At 68.5% G+C, this 14,359-nt stretch carries 14 protein-coding genes and 5 pseudogenes; 5 read left to right on the forward strand and 14 right to left on the reverse strand.

All coding sequences use genetic code 11. From position 1 onward, the window contains the following. Window positions 1-94: 94 nt before the first annotated feature. The 3 genes from D8I30_RS13465 to trpC are packed head-to-tail and all read left to right on the forward strand — an operon-like array spanning window position 95 to window position 2,527. Window positions 95-685, forward strand: coding sequence for an anthranilate synthase component II (locus D8I30_RS13465; protein ID WP_121483198.1), 591 nt, complete (start codon window positions 95-97; stop codon window positions 683-685). Window positions 686-689: 4 nt separating this feature from the next. Further along, a complete protein-coding gene (gene trpD, locus D8I30_RS13470) occupies window positions 690-1,724 on the forward strand; it encodes an anthranilate phosphoribosyltransferase (RefSeq protein WP_121483199.1) in 1,035 nt (344 codons plus the stop codon). Next, complete coding sequence (gene trpC, locus D8I30_RS13475; RefSeq protein WP_121483200.1) at window positions 1,724-2,527, forward strand: indole-3-glycerol phosphate synthase TrpC; 804 nt, start codon at window positions 1,724-1,726, stop codon at window positions 2,525-2,527. Before trpD ends, trpC begins: the two co-directional genes overlap by 1 nt. 172 nt (window positions 2,528-2,699) lie before the next feature. Here the strand turns inward: trpC and lpxB are convergent, their stop codons facing one another. The 8 genes and pseudogenes from lpxB to D8I30_RS15155 form a co-directional block, all read right to left on the reverse strand. After that, window positions 2,700-3,866: a lipid-A-disaccharide synthase gene (gene lpxB / locus D8I30_RS13480; RefSeq protein ID WP_121483201.1), complete on the reverse strand. Its 1,167-nt coding sequence runs from the start codon at window positions 3,864-3,866 to the stop codon at window positions 2,700-2,702. Beyond that, window positions 3,863-4,702, reverse strand: a complete 840-nt coding sequence (gene lpxI / locus D8I30_RS13485; protein WP_121483202.1) for a UDP-2,3-diacylglucosamine diphosphatase — start codon at window positions 4,700-4,702, stop codon at window positions 3,863-3,865. The genes lpxB and lpxI overlap by 4 nt, the downstream gene beginning before the upstream one ends. Beyond that, a pseudogene (gene lpxA / locus D8I30_RS13490) lies at window positions 4,699-5,486 on the reverse strand (acyl-ACP--UDP-N-acetylglucosamine O-acyltransferase). Before lpxA ends, lpxI begins: the two are co-directional and overlap by 4 nt. Then, the gene (gene fabZ, locus D8I30_RS13495) at window positions 5,483-5,947 is read right to left on the reverse strand and encodes a 3-hydroxyacyl-ACP dehydratase FabZ (protein ID WP_121483203.1); all 465 of its coding nucleotides are present in this window, start codon (window positions 5,945-5,947) and stop codon (window positions 5,483-5,485) included. Before fabZ ends, lpxA begins: the two are co-directional and overlap by 4 nt. Then, complete coding sequence (gene lpxD / locus D8I30_RS13500; protein ID WP_121483204.1) at window positions 5,944-6,963, reverse strand: UDP-3-O-(3-hydroxymyristoyl)glucosamine N-acyltransferase; 1,020 nt, start codon at window positions 6,961-6,963, stop codon at window positions 5,944-5,946. The genes fabZ and lpxD overlap by 4 nt, the downstream gene beginning before the upstream one ends. An 8-nt stretch (window positions 6,964-6,971) precedes the next feature. Further along, window positions 6,972-7,556 carry an OmpH family outer membrane protein gene (locus D8I30_RS13505; RefSeq protein ID WP_121483205.1) on the reverse strand — a complete coding sequence of 195 codons (585 nt, stop codon included), beginning with the start codon at window positions 7,554-7,556 and terminating at the stop codon, window positions 6,972-6,974. A 34-nt stretch (window positions 7,557-7,590) separates the two neighbouring features. Then, window positions 7,591-9,420, reverse strand: coding sequence for an outer membrane protein assembly factor BamA (gene bamA, locus D8I30_RS13510; RefSeq protein WP_240387255.1), 1,830 nt, complete (start codon window positions 9,418-9,420; stop codon window positions 7,591-7,593). Window positions 9,421-9,530: 110 nt separating this feature from the next. Continuing rightward, window positions 9,531-9,581, reverse strand: a pseudogene (locus tag D8I30_RS15155) (hypothetical protein); the annotation flags it as partial. Between D8I30_RS15155 and D8I30_RS15160 the strand changes: the two are divergent. Continuing rightward, window positions 9,559-10,032 carry a hypothetical protein gene (locus tag D8I30_RS15160; protein ID WP_240387256.1) on the forward strand — a complete coding sequence of 158 codons (474 nt, stop codon included), beginning with the start codon at window positions 9,559-9,561 and terminating at the stop codon, window positions 10,030-10,032. The pseudogene D8I30_RS15155 and the gene D8I30_RS15160 sit on opposite strands and share 23 nt — an antisense overlap. Window positions 10,033-10,066: 34 nt before the next feature. Here the strand turns inward: D8I30_RS15160 and D8I30_RS14885 are convergent, their stop codons facing one another. Next, window positions 10,067-10,537, reverse strand: coding sequence for a site-2 protease family protein (locus D8I30_RS14885; RefSeq protein WP_240387257.1), 471 nt, complete (start codon window positions 10,535-10,537; stop codon window positions 10,067-10,069). A gap of 160 nt (window positions 10,538-10,697) precedes the next feature. Beyond that, window positions 10,698-10,985, reverse strand: a pseudogene (locus D8I30_RS15070) (PDZ domain-containing protein); the annotation flags it as partial. Between D8I30_RS15070 and D8I30_RS13520 the strand changes: the two are divergent. After that, a complete protein-coding gene (locus tag D8I30_RS13520) occupies window positions 10,923-11,111 on the forward strand; it encodes a PLP-dependent transferase (protein WP_240387403.1) in 189 nt (62 codons plus the stop codon). The pseudogene D8I30_RS15070 and the gene D8I30_RS13520 overlap by 63 nt on opposite strands. A 15-nt stretch (window positions 11,112-11,126) precedes the next feature. On the opposite strand, the gene D8I30_RS15000 is transcribed toward D8I30_RS13520, so the two are convergent. The 4 genes and pseudogenes from D8I30_RS15000 to tpiA form a co-directional block, all read right to left on the reverse strand. After that, the gene (locus D8I30_RS15000) at window positions 11,127-11,255 is read right to left on the reverse strand and encodes a hypothetical protein (protein WP_276118687.1); all 129 of its coding nucleotides are present in this window, start codon (window positions 11,253-11,255) and stop codon (window positions 11,127-11,129) included. Window positions 11,256-11,324: 69 nt separating this feature from the next. Continuing rightward, a pseudogene (locus D8I30_RS13525) lies at window positions 11,325-12,974 on the reverse strand (CTP synthase). Between the two features lie 119 nt (window positions 12,975-13,093). Then, window positions 13,094-13,507, reverse strand: a complete 414-nt coding sequence (secG, locus tag D8I30_RS13530) for a preprotein translocase subunit SecG (RefSeq protein ID WP_121483194.1) — start codon at window positions 13,505-13,507, stop codon at window positions 13,094-13,096. Window positions 13,508-13,580: 73 nt separating this feature from the next. Beyond that, window positions 13,581-14,329 (reverse strand): annotated as a pseudogene (tpiA, locus tag D8I30_RS13535) (triose-phosphate isomerase). Window positions 14,330-14,359: the final 30 nt, after the last annotated feature.

Consider the following 14,359-nt stretch of genomic DNA (forward strand, 5'->3'; position numbering starts at 1 on the left):
ATCGCCTGGACAGCTTAACGTCCGCTTTCATTCGGCCCGCTTGGTCCCCCTACGCTTGGCCCCCCGCCTCCCCCCGTCCTAAGAAGCCTTCGCCATGATCCTCGTCGTCGATAACTACGACAGCTTCACCTACAACCTCGTCCACTACCTCGCGGAGCTGGGCGCCCAGACGCACGTTGTCCGCAACGACGACCTGACCGTCGAAGAAGCCTGGGCGCTGAAGCCCGAGGCGGTCCTGCTGTCCCCCGGCCCCTGCGCCCCCGACCAGGCGGGCATCTGCCTGCCGCTGCTGCAGACGGCGGCGCAGACCATGCCCATCCTGGGCGTCTGCCTGGGCCACCAGTCGATCGGCCAGGCCTTCGGCGGCGAGGTGGTGCGCGCCAAGACCCTGATGCACGGCAAGACCTCGCCCATCCTGCACGAAGGGCGCGGTGTGTTCGGCGGCCTGCCCTCGCCCTTCACGGCGACGCGCTACCACTCCTTGGCCGTGCGCCGCGAAACCCTGCCCGACGCGCTGGAGGTCACCGCCTGGACCGAGGATGGCGAGATCATGGGCCTGTCGCACCGCACACGGCCGATCCACGGCGTCCAATTCCACCCGGAATCCATCGCCACCGAACACGGCCATGAGATGATCGCCAACTTCCTCGACCTGGCGGGCGTCCGGCGCCTGGCGACGGTCTGACGCCATGGACACCATAAAGCCCCTGCTGGCCAAGCTGGTCGACGGCCAGGTGCTGACCCTGGACGAGGCCAAGGCCTTCTTCGCCGCCTGCCTGCGCGGCGAACCGACCCCGTCCCAGGTCGCCGCCGCCGTCACCGCCCTGCGCATTCGCGGCGAGACGGTGGACGAGATCGTCGCCTTCGCCAGCGCCATGCGCGACGCCGCCCTGTCGCTGAACCACCCGTTCGACGAGGTGATCGACACCTGCGGCACCGGCGGCGACGGCCAGCACACCTACAATGTCTCGACGGCCGCCGCCTTCGTGCTGGCGGGCGCGGGCCTGAAGGTCGCCAAGCACGGCAACCGAGCCGTCAGCTCCAAGTCCGGTTCGTCCGACGTTCTGGCCGCCCTGGGCGTCAATCTGGACGCCACGCCCGCCCAGCAAGCGCGGGCGCTGGACCGGGCGGGCGTCGCCTTCCTGTTCGCCCCGACCTATCACGGGGCCATGCGCCACGTCGGGCCGGTGCGTGGCGAGATCGGCTTCCGCACCGTGTTCAACCTGCTGGGGCCGCTGTGCAATCCGGCTGGCGCGACGCATCAGGTCATGGGCGTCTATGATCCCGCCCTGCTGGAGCCGCTGGCCGAGGTGCTGGGCCGACTGGGCGCCAGGCGAGCCTGGACCGTCAACGGCCAGGGCCTGGACGAGTTGACCACCACGGGGCCGACCGAGGTGGCGGAATGGAAGGACGGCGCCGTGCGCCGCTTCACCGTCACCCCCGCCGACGCCGGACTGCCGCTGGCGACCATGGACGACCTGCGCGGCGGCGACGCCGAGCACAATGCGGCGGCCCTGACGGCCCTGCTGGCGGGCGAGCGCGGGCCTTACCGCGACATCGTCCTGCTGAACGCCGCCGCCGCTTTGGTTGTGGCCGGGCGGGCCGACGACCTGAAATCGGGCGCCGAGCTCGCCGCCGCCGTCATCGACGACGGCCGCGCCGCCGCCGCCCTGGCTGAACTGGTGCGCGTCTCCCACGCGCCGATCGAAGACGAGGACGCCTGATGAGCGACGTTCTGGACCGCATCGCCGCCTACAAGCGCGAGGACGTCGCCGCCCGCAAGGCCGCCGTATCGCAGGACGCCATCGAGGCGCGCGCGAAAAAGGCTTCGGCCCCGCGCGGCTTCCGCGCCGCCCTGGCCAGCCGCTTCGCCGAAACTGGCCGCCCGGCCCTGATCGCCGAGATCAAGAAGGCCAGCCCGTCCAAGGGCCTGATCCGCGCCGACTTCGACCCGCCCGTTCTGGCCCAGGCCTATGAACGCGGCGGCGCGTCCTGCCTGTCCGTGCTGACCGACGGCCCCAGCTTTCAGGGCGACGACGCCCATCTGACCGCCGCGCGGGCCGCCGTGGCCCTGCCCTGCCTACGCAAGGACTTCCTGGTCGATCCGTGGCAGGTGGCCGAGAGCCGGGCGCTGGGCGCCGACTGCATCCTGATCATCATGGACATGATCGACGACGCCCTGGCCGCTGAACTGCTCGCCGAGGCGACCCGCTGGGGCATGGACGCCCTGATCGAGACGCACGACGCGGACGAGATGGCGCGCGCCGCCAAGCTGGTCGAGGGCCGCGACGACGCCCTGATCGGCGTCAACAACCGCTCGCTGCGGACCTTCGAGGTCGATCTGGCGACGACGGAGCAACTGGCGGCGATGAGCCCGGAAGGCGCGTTGCTGGTCGCCGAAAGCGGCCTGTTCACGCCGCAGGACGTGGCGCGCGTGGCGAAGGCTGGCGCGCGCGCCCTGCTGGTCGGCGAAAGCCTGATGCGACAGGCGGACGTGGAAGCCGCGACGCGAGCTTTGCTGGCTTAAGCTCCCACCCGCAAAGCACCTTCAATCGTCATTCTCGGGCTTGTCCCGAGAATCCGGAAACGCAACGGGCTGCAAGGCTTAAGCGACGCCATCAATGTCGGAGTCTCTGGACCCCCGGCACGAGGCCGGGGATGACGGAGCAAAGAAGGCCAACAAGCGTCGAAGGTCAGCCTCAGCCCGCCTTCGCCGCAATCACCCGCAGCACCGCATCCGCCGCCAGTTCCGACGGGTCCGGCCCGCCGCGCCCCATCAGGTCCAGCGCCTGGGTCTGACGACGCGCCTGATCGGCCGCCGCCTCGGGATCGGTCAGCAGCCGCCCTACCGCCTTCGCCAGGGCCTGCGGCGTCGCCTCATGCTGGATGAACTCAGGCGCGATGCGCTCGTCGGCGGCGATGTTGAACAGGGTGATGTGCTTGGCCGTCACCAGCCGCTTCATCAGGACATAGCTCAAGCCGTCGATCTTGTAGGCGATGACCATGGGCGCGCCGGCCAGGGCCAGTTCGGTCGAGACCGTGCCGCTGGTGGCCAGGGCGGCGTTCGCGGCCTTCATGGCGTCGTACTTGTCGGCCTCCTGCACGACATGGGTGCGGAATGGCCAGGCGGCGACGCGGCCCGCCACGTCGGCGGCGACGGTGCCCGCCGCGACGACGGCGACCTCCAACCCCGGAATCTCGCCCTTCAGACGCTTCGCCGCGTCTTCATAGACGGGCGTCATGCGCGTGATCTCGCTGGGCCGGCTGCCCGGCAGGACCAGCAGCAGGGGCGCATCCGCCGCAATGCCCCGCGCCGCGCGGAAACGGGCGCCGTCGGCCCCCGCCATGTCGACATGCAGCGCCTGCGAGCCGACGACCGTCGTCGGCAGGCCCGCCTTCTCGAACCAGGGCGCGTCCAGCGCATAGAGGGCCAGCAGGTGATCCACCGCCCCCGCCAGCGTCGTCGCCCGGCCCGGTCGCGAGGCCCACACCTGCGGCCCGACGTATTTGATCAGCGGCGTCTTCGGCGAAGCGGCGCGGATCGCCTGGGCCACGCGGATGGTGAAGCCCCAGCTGTCGATCAGCACCACGGCGTCCGGCTTCTCCGCCGCCGCCAGAGCCGCCGTCTCGGCCACGCGCTTCTTGACCCGACCATAGGCCTTCAGCCCCTCGATCCAGCCCAGGATCGACAGTTCGGCGATGTCGAAGGGGCTGACGACGCCCTCGGCCGCCATCTTGGGACCGCCCACGCCGACGAAGACCACGTCATCGCCCAACCGCGCCTTCAGCGTGCGCGCCAGACCGGCCCCCAGGGCGTCGCCCGAAGCCTCGGCCGCCACCAGCATGACCTTCAGGGGTCGACTCATCGTTCCACTCCCCAGACGAACAAGCCCAGACGGTCGGCCGCCTCGACCAGACCTTCGTGGTCGATGACGATCAACCGACCCTCAAACCCGCCGATTCCCGCCAGACCGGCGGCGGCGGCGAGCTCGACCGTCGTCGGTCCAATAACGGGCATGTCGACGCGCAGATCCTGGATCGGCTTCGGCGCCTTGCCCAACGCGCCGCGCGCGAAACCCGGCGAGCCGCGCAGGTCGGCGGGCAGATGCGCCACGCGGCGCAGCATCTCGTCCGTGCCTTCCTGCGCCTCGACCGCCAGCACCAGGCCGTCGCAGACGACGGCGCCCTGACCGATGTCAAGTTCGCCTGATTTTTCAGCGACATGCAGCGCCTTCTTTAGATCCGAAAGCTGCTCTTCGGTCGGCGTCACTCGGCCTAGAGCCCCCGCCGTCAGCATCTCGCCGCCCAGAAGATCGTCCGCGCCCTCGACGGCGAAGCCTTCGTCCTCGAACACCGACAGGATCTTGCGCAGCAGGGCGTCGTCGCCCTTCGACGCCGCCGCGATGATGCCGGGCAGCAGGGATGCGCCCTTCAGATCGGGCTTCAAGGTCTTGAAATCTGGGCGATTGACGTAGCCCGCCAGACACACCGCACGGCAACCCTCGGCGCGCATGGCCTTCAGGATCTTGCCGATCTCGGCCATGCCGAAGTCCTGCCCCGGCCAGCGGTGCAGGTGGGCGTCGGCGAAACCCTTCAGGCGGATGATGAAGACCTCGCGCCCCTCGGCCTCGCAGCGCTGGGCGACGCGGATGGGCAGATCGCCAGAACCCGCGATCAGGGCCAGCTTGGGCGCGGTCGTCATTCCGCGCCCGGCAGGCACAGCGGGCGCTTGCCGCCGTCACGGATGAAGGCGACGATCTCCATGATCTCGGGCAGGTCGGCATAGGCCTGCTCGACCCGATCCAACCGCTCGGCGAAGACGCCGTCGCCCTCGAACAGATCACGATAGGCGGCCAGCAGGCGACGCACCGCGTCCTTGCCGTAGCCCTTGCGTTTCAGCCCGATCAGGTTGAGGCCGTGCAGGCTGGCGTGGTTGCCCCAGGCCGAGCCGTAGGGAATGACGTCGCGCGTCACTGCGGCCAAGCCGCCGACGATGGCGCCCTGCCCCACCCGGCCGTTCTGGTGCACGGCGCACAGGCCGCCCAGGAAGACCTTGTCGCCGATCCGGGCGTGGCCGCCCAGCGTGGCGTTGTTGGCCATGACGACGTTGTCGCCGACCACGCAATCGTGCCCGACGTGGGCGCCGGTCATGAACAGGTTGTTCGAGCCGACGCGGGTCACGCCCGTCCCCTGCGGCGTGCCCCGGTTGAAGGTGCAGTGCTCGCGGATCAGGTTGTTCTCGCCGATCTCCAGCCGCACCGGCTCGCCCTTGTAGCCGCCGTGCTGCGGATCACCGCCGATGACGGCGAAGGGGTGGATGGTCGTGTTCGCGCCTATGCTCGCATCCTGCTGGATCACGACGTGGCTGACCAGGCGCACGCCCTCGGCCAGGGTCACGCCCGGTCCGACCGTGCACCAGGGGCCGATGGCGACCCGTCCGCCAGGGCCGCCGAGGCGTCGACAATGGCGGTCGGGTGGATGCTCACTGGGCGGGCTCCGCCACGGTCACGACCATGGCCATGAACTCGGCCTCGGCGGCCAGCTTGCCGTCGATGAAGGTCTCGCCGCGGAACTTGTAGGCGTCGCCGCGCGCCTTGATCACCTTGACCTCCATGCGCAGCTGGTCGCCGGGGCGAGCGGGCTTGCGGAAGCGCACGCCGTCGATCGACATGAACATGATGACCTTGTCCGCCACGGCCACGTCCAGCGACTTGGACATCAGCAGGGCGCCCGTCTGGGCCATGGCCTCGACGATCAGCACGCCCGGCATGACCGGGTCGATCGGGAAGTGACCGGGGAAGAAGGGCTCGTTATGGGTGACGTTCTTGATGCCGACGATCGAGGTCGCCGCCACGAAATCCTCGGCCTTGTCGACCAGCAGGAAGGGGTAGCGATGCGGCAGGCGACGCATCACCTCGGCGTAGTCGATCTTGTTGTCTTCGCTCATTCTTTCGATTCCTTCGCGCCCTTCTTCTGGGACGCCTGTTTGGACAGCCACACCGTCTCGCGCAAGAACTGGCGGAGCGGTTTGGCGGGATAGCCGGACCAGGTCTCGCCCGGCGGAATGTCGGCCAGGACGCCGCCGCCGGCCGCGACGCGGGCGCCTTCGCCGATGGTGATGTGGTCGCCCACGCCCGCCCGGCCGCCGAAGATGCAGTTGTCGCCGCTGGTGACCGAACCCGAGATGCCGGTGTGCGCCGCCATCAGGTTGTTGCGGCCGATGACGCAGTTGTGGCCGATCATGACCAGATTATCGATCTTGGTGTTCTCGCCGATGACGGTGTCGTCGTAGGCGCCCCGGTCGATGCAGGAGTTGGCGCCGACCGTCACCCCGTCCTGCAGGATCACGCGCCCCAACTGGGGGATGTCCACCGGCCCCGCCTTGGAGCCCGCCGCGCCGAAGCCCGCCTCGCCGATGCGCGCGCCGGCCAGCAGCGTCACCCGGTCGCCGACCAGGGCGCAGCCCACGGTGACGTTGGCGCTGATCAGGCAGTCGCGGCCAATCTGCACGCCCGGCCCGATGACGGTGTTGGCCCCGATGCGCGTGCCGCGCCCGATACGAACGCCTTCGCCCAGGATCACGCCCGGCTCGACCACCACGGTGTCGTCCTCGGCGGCCTCGGCGACTGCGATGGCGCGGTCCAGACGGACCGGCCGGTGCAGCAGGGCTGACGCCCGCGCCCAACTCGCCTGCGCCTCGCCCGAGACGATGACGGCGGCGCCAAGGGGCGCCAGGTCAACGGCCGACGCCGGCACGATCACGCAGCCGGCGTTCGTTTCAGCCAGGGCGGCGGCGAACTTGCGGTCGCCCATAAACGCGATCGCGCCCCGGTCCGCACTGGACAGGGGCGCGACGGCCGAGATGACGACTTCGCCGCCCCGGACGACCTCCCCGCCGATATGCTCGGCGAGGGCGGCGACCGTCAGGGGCGACAGGGTCTGGAAGAACCTCGGATCGGGCATGGCCCGCCTTAGGACTGCGGCTGGGCCGGAACCGGCATGCGGTTGAAGTTCAACGTCGGCAGCTGGGCGTTCAGGCGCTGGATCACGGTGTCGGTGACTTCCATGGCCGGGTTCAGGATGAAGACGCTCTCGCGGTCCAGCATGATGCCGCAGCCCTTCTCCTGATAGACGGCGACCAGGATCGGCTCGATGGCTTCCGAGATCTTCTGGCGCTGCTGGGCCAGGGTGTAGCGCAGTTCGTTGTCGCGCGTGGCTTCCAGTTGCTGGGCTTCCTGGATGCGCTGCTGCAGGGCCTGACGGCGCTGGTTCATCTGATCGGCCGGGATGGTCGCCGCGCCTTGCTGCAGAGCCTGGGCCTCGGTCTGGATGGCGGTGGCGTAGGGCTGAAGCTCGCCCTGCACTTCCTTGGCCAGTTGCTCGACGCGGGTCTGGACGGCCTGACCGACGGTCGACTGGGCCAGGACGCGCTGGCTGTAGAAGACGCAGACGCCGGGGATGGCCGGCCCCGGGTTGGCCGGGCCTTGCGTCTGGGCCAGGGCGGCCGATGCGGTCAGCGAAGCGAGGGCGAAGGCGCCGATAGCGATGAGTTTCATAATCTAAGCCTTAGTGGCGGCGGTCAGGCCGCGGTTAGAACTGGGTAGAGGTCGAGAAGCGGAAGGTCTCGGTCTTGTCGTAGTCTTCCTTGGCCATAACCTTGGACAGGTCGAAGCGGATCGGCCCCATCGGCGAGCGCCAGTGGATGCTGATGCCGGCGGCGGCGCGCAAAGCCAGGTCGTCGACGATGTTCGGGTTGCGCAGACCCGTCGCCGAGTCGACCAGATAACGGTCGTCCAGCTTGCCGATGGTGCCGACATCGGCAAACAGCGAAGTCTTGATGCCGTATTCCTCGGGCAACATGTTCGGCAGCGTCAGTTCAACCGTGCCGATGGCGTAGAAGTTGCCGCCCAGGGCGTCGGTCGTGGTCAGGTCGCGCGCGCCCATGCCCGCCGTTTCGAAGCCGCGGAAGGTGTTGCCGCCCTTGAAGAAGCGGTCGTTGATCCGGATCGGGTCGCCGTTCCAGCCGCTGACGTAGCCCGCCTGGCCCTGGACGCTGACCACCCAGTTTGGGCGGATGCCGTAGTACCAGGAGGCGTCGGCCTCGGTCTTGATGTAGTTCACGTCGCCGCCGATGCCGGCGAAGTCCTGACGCAGCGAGGCCGACCAGCCGCGCGTCGGCCGGACCGGATCGTTCAGCCGGCTCACCAGAAGGGTGTAGCCGGCCGAGGAGTTGATGAACGAGCCCGCCTGGTCGCACAGGGCCGAGGACCCGCCGCCTACGCCGCTGCCGCAGTAGCCGAAGGGGATGACGACCTCGTCGTCCTTCAGGAAGTAGCGGGTGCTGAAGTTGGCGTAGCCGTTCAGCGGATAGGTGACCCGCACCCCGCCGCCGGTCGAGCGATAATCGTAGGACGAGTATTTGCTCAGGTCGTAGCGGATGTGGAACAGGTCGAAGCCCGCCCGCACGTCGCGGCCCATGAACTTGGGCTCGGTGAAGCGGAAGTCGATCTGCTGGCGCAGCGAGCCCCACTCGGCGCGGGCCACGACGTTCTGGCCGCGACCGCGGAAGTTGCGCTCGGTGATGCCCAGGTTCAGCACGAAGGAGTCGACCGAGCTGAAGCCGGCGCCGACCGACAGTTCGCCAGTGGGCTGCTCCTCGACGGTGACGTTGACGACCGAACGGTCCGGCGCGCTGCCGCGCGTCTCCTCGATCTTCACGTCCTTGAAGAAGCCCAGGGCGCGCAGGTTGTTGCGCGAACGCTCGACCAGGGAGCGGTTGAAGGCGTCGCCCTCGCCCACCATCAGCTCGCGACGGATGACGCTGTCCAGGGTGCGGGTGTTGCCGACCACATTGATGCGGTCGATGTAGACGCGCTGCCCCTCGCGGACGTTGAAGGTCACATTGACCGTGTCCGTCTCGGGATCGGCCCGATAGGTCGGGTTGATCTCGACGAAGGCGTAGCCCGCCGAACCGGCGGCGAAGGTCAGGGTGTCGACCGCCGCCTGGATGCGATCGCTCTCATAGAGGTCGCCCTTGCGGATCGGCAGCAGCAACTGCAGGAAGTCGGCGTTCAGGCGGTCGTTCTCGGTGACGACCTTGATCTCGCCGAAGTTGTAGCGGTCGCCCTCGTCCACGGTCACGGTGACGCCGAACGCGCCGTTGTCCGGCTTCAGCTCGGACACGGACGACAGGATGCGGAAGTCGTAATAGCCGCGGTTGGTGTAGAATTTCCGCAGCTGCTCCCGGTCATAGTCCAGACGGTTCGGGTCGTAGTTGTCGTTCGTGCTGAACAGCCGCCACCAGGAAGACTGCTTGGTGACCATGACCTGACGCAGGTCGCTGTCCGAGAACGCCTTATTGCCCAGGAAGGTGATGGCGGCGATGCCCGTCTCGGGGCCCTCGTCGATCTCGAACACCACGTCGACGCGATTTCTGGTCCAGCTGGACCAGCTTGGGCGTCACGGTCGGCGGAGATCCGGCCCGACAGGCGATACAGTTCGGACGATCTTGCCGACGTCTTCCTGGACGCGGGGCGCGGGTTGTAGATGCCGCGCGGCTTGATGGTGACCTCATCGCGCAACTTCTTCTCGGCCAGGGCCTTGTTACCCTCGAAGGTCACCTGGTTGATGATCGGGTTTTCGCGATCTCGACGATCAGGTCGCCGTTTGGCCTGGAGCCCGATCTGGACGTCGGCGAACAGGCCCGTGCGCGACAGGGTGCGCACCGCCACGTCGATGGTCACGGCCGTCGATGGTGTCGCCGGGCTGGATCGGCAGATAGGACAGGACCGTGGTCTGGTCGATGCGCTGGTTGCCCCGCACCACGATGCGGTTGACCAGGGCGCGCTCGGTCTGGGGCGCCAGCTGCATCTGGGGGGCCTGGGAAGGATCCTGGGCCTGGGCAGCGGCCTGGGCAGGGGCCGCCTGCTGGGCCAGGGCCGGCTCAGCCAGTCCGGCGGCGAAGATCAGGGCCAGGGCGCTGACCCGAGAATGCGGCCAGGAGTCTGGATCATGAGGCGGCTGTCGTTTTGAGTCATGCGGGAAACCATCGGGGGCTGGCGTCGGCTCACGAGACGAGCCCGCCGAGGAATTTGAAGAGATTGAGCTTCTGCAGATCGTTCCAGGTCGCGAACAACATCAAACCCGCCAGCAAAGCAAGACCGACCCGATATCCCGCTTCCTGAACCCGGGCGGCCATCGGACGGCGCGCCACGGCTTCATAGGCGTAGAACAGCAGGTGCCCCCCATCCAGAACGGGAATAGGCATCAGATTAAGAAAGCCGATTCCGACCGAAAGTATGGCGGCGAAGCTCGTCAGCGTCAAGCAAGAGATGCGAACGATGGCCCAGGGCTCGGAATTGGCCGCGACGGCCGCGTTGGTCAAGGCCCCGGAAGCTTGGCGATTCCCAGCGCCCGCTGAACTGATCGCCGGTCTCGCGGCCGGTGAAGATGCGACGATATAGGTCAGGGTGGTGCTCAGGATGGCGCCGGTTTCGCGCACCCCCTGCCCCCAGCCGCGACGGGCCGTAGCGGACATGGCGAATCTCGTCGCGCGTCGAACCCAGAGCCAGGCCGATGCGGCCCACGCTGACCCGGCCGGCGATGCGGTCGGTCTCGACCCGGCGCTCGGGCGTGGCGGTCAGTTGCACGGCGCGGTCGCCGCGCTCGACGATGAAGCGCACCGGATCGCCGCTGCTCAGGGCCACCACGCGCGTCACCTCGCCGCCGTCAGAGATCAGCTTGCCGTTGACGTGGGTGATCAGGTCGCCCGGCAGGAAGCCCGCCGCGGCGGCCGGCGACTGGGCTGGACCTCCATCACCCGCGCGGGGCTTCGACGGCGCGGCCTCGATCATGGGGCTGGTGATGAAGGGCGGCGACACGGCGGCGGCCACGCCTTCATGCGGGCGCTGAGCCTGTTCGGCATGGGATATTCCTGGGGCGGCTATGAAAGCCTGGTCACCCATGAAACGCCGCAGTTGACCCATCGCCTGCACGCCCCCGCCCTGCCCGGCCAGCTTCTGCGCCTGCATATCGGGCTTGAGGACCCAGTCGACCTGATGAACGACCTGGAAGGCGGGCTCGCTGGATGGCAAGCGCAGTTGAACGCCTGATCGCGCCTTCGCCGTTCAGAAACCGAAGGCCAGGCGCAAGAGCCCGCGCGCGACCAGCGCCAGCCCCATGACGCTGAGCGTCGCGCCGATCACGAACACCACGCGGAAATGCCGGTGCAGAAAGTAAAGGATGTCGCCTGCCATGTGCGCTGACCCAAAAGGTTAACACAACTATAACATTTGACGGACGAACGTCGCAACAAGCGTGCGTGATCAGACCAATCGGCTCTGCACCAGAGCGGCCGCCACGAAGCTGGCGAACAGCGGGTGCGGCGCGAAGGGCCGGCTGCGGTATTCCGGGTGATACTGCACGCCGATGAACCAGGGGTGGTCCCGGCGCTCGACCGTCTCGGGCAGGACGCCATCCGGCGACAGGCCGGCGAAGAACAGCCCGCCCTTCTCCTCCACCGCCTGGCGGTAGTTGATGTTCACCTCATAGCGGTGACGGTGGCGCTCGTTGATATGGGTCGCGCCGTAAATCTCGGCGATCCGGGAGCCCTCCGCCAGGGTCGAGTCATAGGCGCCCAGGCGCATGGTGCCGCCCAGGTCGCCGCCGTGCTCGCGCTTCACGCGCTCATTGCCCTGGACCCATTCGGTCATCAGGCCGACGACCGGCTCGTCGGCCGGGCCGAACTCGGTCGAGGTGGCCTTGGGAAGCCGGCCAGGTTCCGCGCCGCCTCGATCACCGCCATCTGCATGCCGAAGCAGATGCCGAAATAGGGAATCTTGCGCTCGCGGGCGAAGCGGGCCGCCTCGATCTTGCCCTCGGCCCCGCGCTCGCCGAAACCGCCGGGAACCAGGATGGCGTGGGCGCCTTCCAGGCGCTGGGCGCAGGCCTCGGGCGCGCCCTCGAAGGTGTCGGCCTCGACCCAGTCGATGTTGACCTTGACGTTGTTGGCCACGCCGCCGTGCTGCAGCGCCTCGATCAGCGACTTATAGGCGTCCTTCAGGACGGTGTATTTGCCGACCACGGCGATGGTGACCTCGCCGTCCGGGTGCAGGCGGCGACGCACGATCTCGTTCCAGCCGGACAGCTCCGGCTCCGGCGCGTCGGTCAGGCCGAAGTGGGCCAGCACCTGGGTGTCCAGGCCCTCGCGGTGATAGTCCAGCGGCACCGCGTAGATGTCGGCCGAGTCCATCGCCTGAATGACGCTGTCGGGGCGGACGTTGCAGAACTGGGCGATCTTGCGCTTTTCGTCGGCCGGGATCGGCGCCTCGCAGCGGCACAGCAGGATGTCGGGCTGGATGCCGATGGAGCGCAGCTCCTTGACCGAGTGCTGCGTCGGCTTGGTCTTCATCTCGCCGGCGGTCTTGATGAAGGGCAGCAGGGTCAGGTGGACGAAGCACGACTGGCCGCGCGGCAGGTCCTGCTCCAGCTGACGGATGGCTTCGAAGAAGGGCAGGCCCTCGATGTCGCCGACCGTGCCGCCGATCTCGACCAGGACGAAGTCCACGTCCTCGCCGTCGTCGGTCTTGGCCGGGTTCAGGCAGAACTGCTTGATCTGGTCAGTGACGTGCGGAATCACTGGACGGTCGCGCCCAGATAGTCGCCGCGACGCTCCTTCTCGATGATCGTCTGATAGATCCGGCCGGTCGTGATGTTGTCCGACTTGGCCGCCGAGACGCCAGTGAAGCGCTCGTAGTGGCCGAGGTCGAGGTCCGTCTCGGCGCCGTCGTCGGTCACGAAGACCTCGCCGTGCTGATACGGCTCATCGTGCCCGGATCGACGTTGAGATAAGGGTCCAGCTTGCGCAGGCGGACCTTGTAGCCACGCGCCTGCAGAAGAGCGCCGAGAGCGGCGGAAGCGAGGCCTTTTCCGAGGGAGGAAACCACGCCGCCGGTGATGAACACATAGCGAGCCATGGGCGGACACCTTACTCCATGATTCGTCCCCGCGGAGAGCGCTCGGGAAAAATCAGTTGATCAAAAGAAGAAAGCGCGCCTTGCGGCGCGCTTCCCCAAACTCGATGGCGGCGTCGCCCTTACTGGGCGGGCGCGCCCTGGCCGGCCGGAAGGCTGGCTTCCAGGTCATCCAGCGACGGAGCCGCCGGCTGGGCCGGAGCGGCCGGGGCGGCTTCCGGGGCCGGAGCCGTTTGCTGCGGCTGGTCGACGGCGATGGAGCCGACGGCCTCGGCGTCGATCACCGAGCGCGAGCCCCGCGCGAAGTTGCCCGCGATCGTCAGGCCGATGGCGCAGACGAAGAAGGCCACCGCCAGGATGGACGTCGTGCGGGTCAGCAGATTGCCCGCTCCCCGCGCCGTCATGAAGCCCGAAGGACCGCCGCCCATGCCCAGGGCGCCGCCCTCGGAACGCTGCAGCAGGATCACGGCCGACAGGGCGACCGAGATGAGGATCATGGCGACGAGCAGAATGGTCTGGAGCATGGCGTCATTCATGTGGGCGCAGAGGCGCGCCGATCAAGCGGCGGCCTCTAACACTGTTGGCGGTTTCGGGCAAACGGCTCGGCGCTCAGGCCGCGCGAATGATGCCCAGGAAGTCGTCGGCCTTCAGCGAGGCGCCGCCGACCAGGGCGCCGCGACTTCCGGCACCGCCAGGATTTCGGCCGCGTTCGACGGCTTGACCGAGCCGCCGTAGAGGATCGGCGCAGTCCGGCCGCCCTCGCCCAGCTTGGCGACCATGGCGGCGCGCACGGCGGCGTGGACCTCCTCGATCTGCTCCAGCGTGGGCGTCAAGCCCGTGCCGATGGCCCAGACCGGCTCATAGGCGACGGCGAAGGCCTTGCCCGCCAGCGAGGCCGGCAGCGACCCCGCGACCTGACGGCTGACGACCTCGACGGCCTGGCCGGCTTCGCGCTCCTGCAGGGTCTCGCCGATGCAGACGATGGGCTCCAGGCCGGCAGCCAGGGCCGCCTCGACCTTGGCGGCGACGTCGGCGTCGGTCTCGCCGAATCCGGCGCGGCGCTCCGAGTGGCCGAGAATCACCAGGGTCGCGCCCGCATCGCGGACCATCTCGGCCGAGACCGAGCCGGTATAGGCGCCCGAGGACGCAGCGTGGCAGTCCTGCCCGCCGATCTCGACCGCGCCGCCCGCCAGGGCGCGCGCCATGCGCTCGATCAAGGTGGCGGGCGGACACAGGGCCACGCGACAGGCCGCAGCCTGCGTCTTCAGCGCCCTTTCAAGGGTTTCAGCCTCGGCCAGGCTCGCGCCCAGGCCGTTCATTTTCCAGTTGCCGGCGACCAGCTTCACAGATTGTTTCATGCGGCCTGTCTAGTGGCGGCCGCGGCGGAA

Source organism: Brevundimonas naejangsanensis, from assembly GCF_003627995.1.
Lineage (GTDB): Bacteria > Pseudomonadota > Alphaproteobacteria > Caulobacterales > Caulobacteraceae > Brevundimonas > Brevundimonas naejangsanensis_B.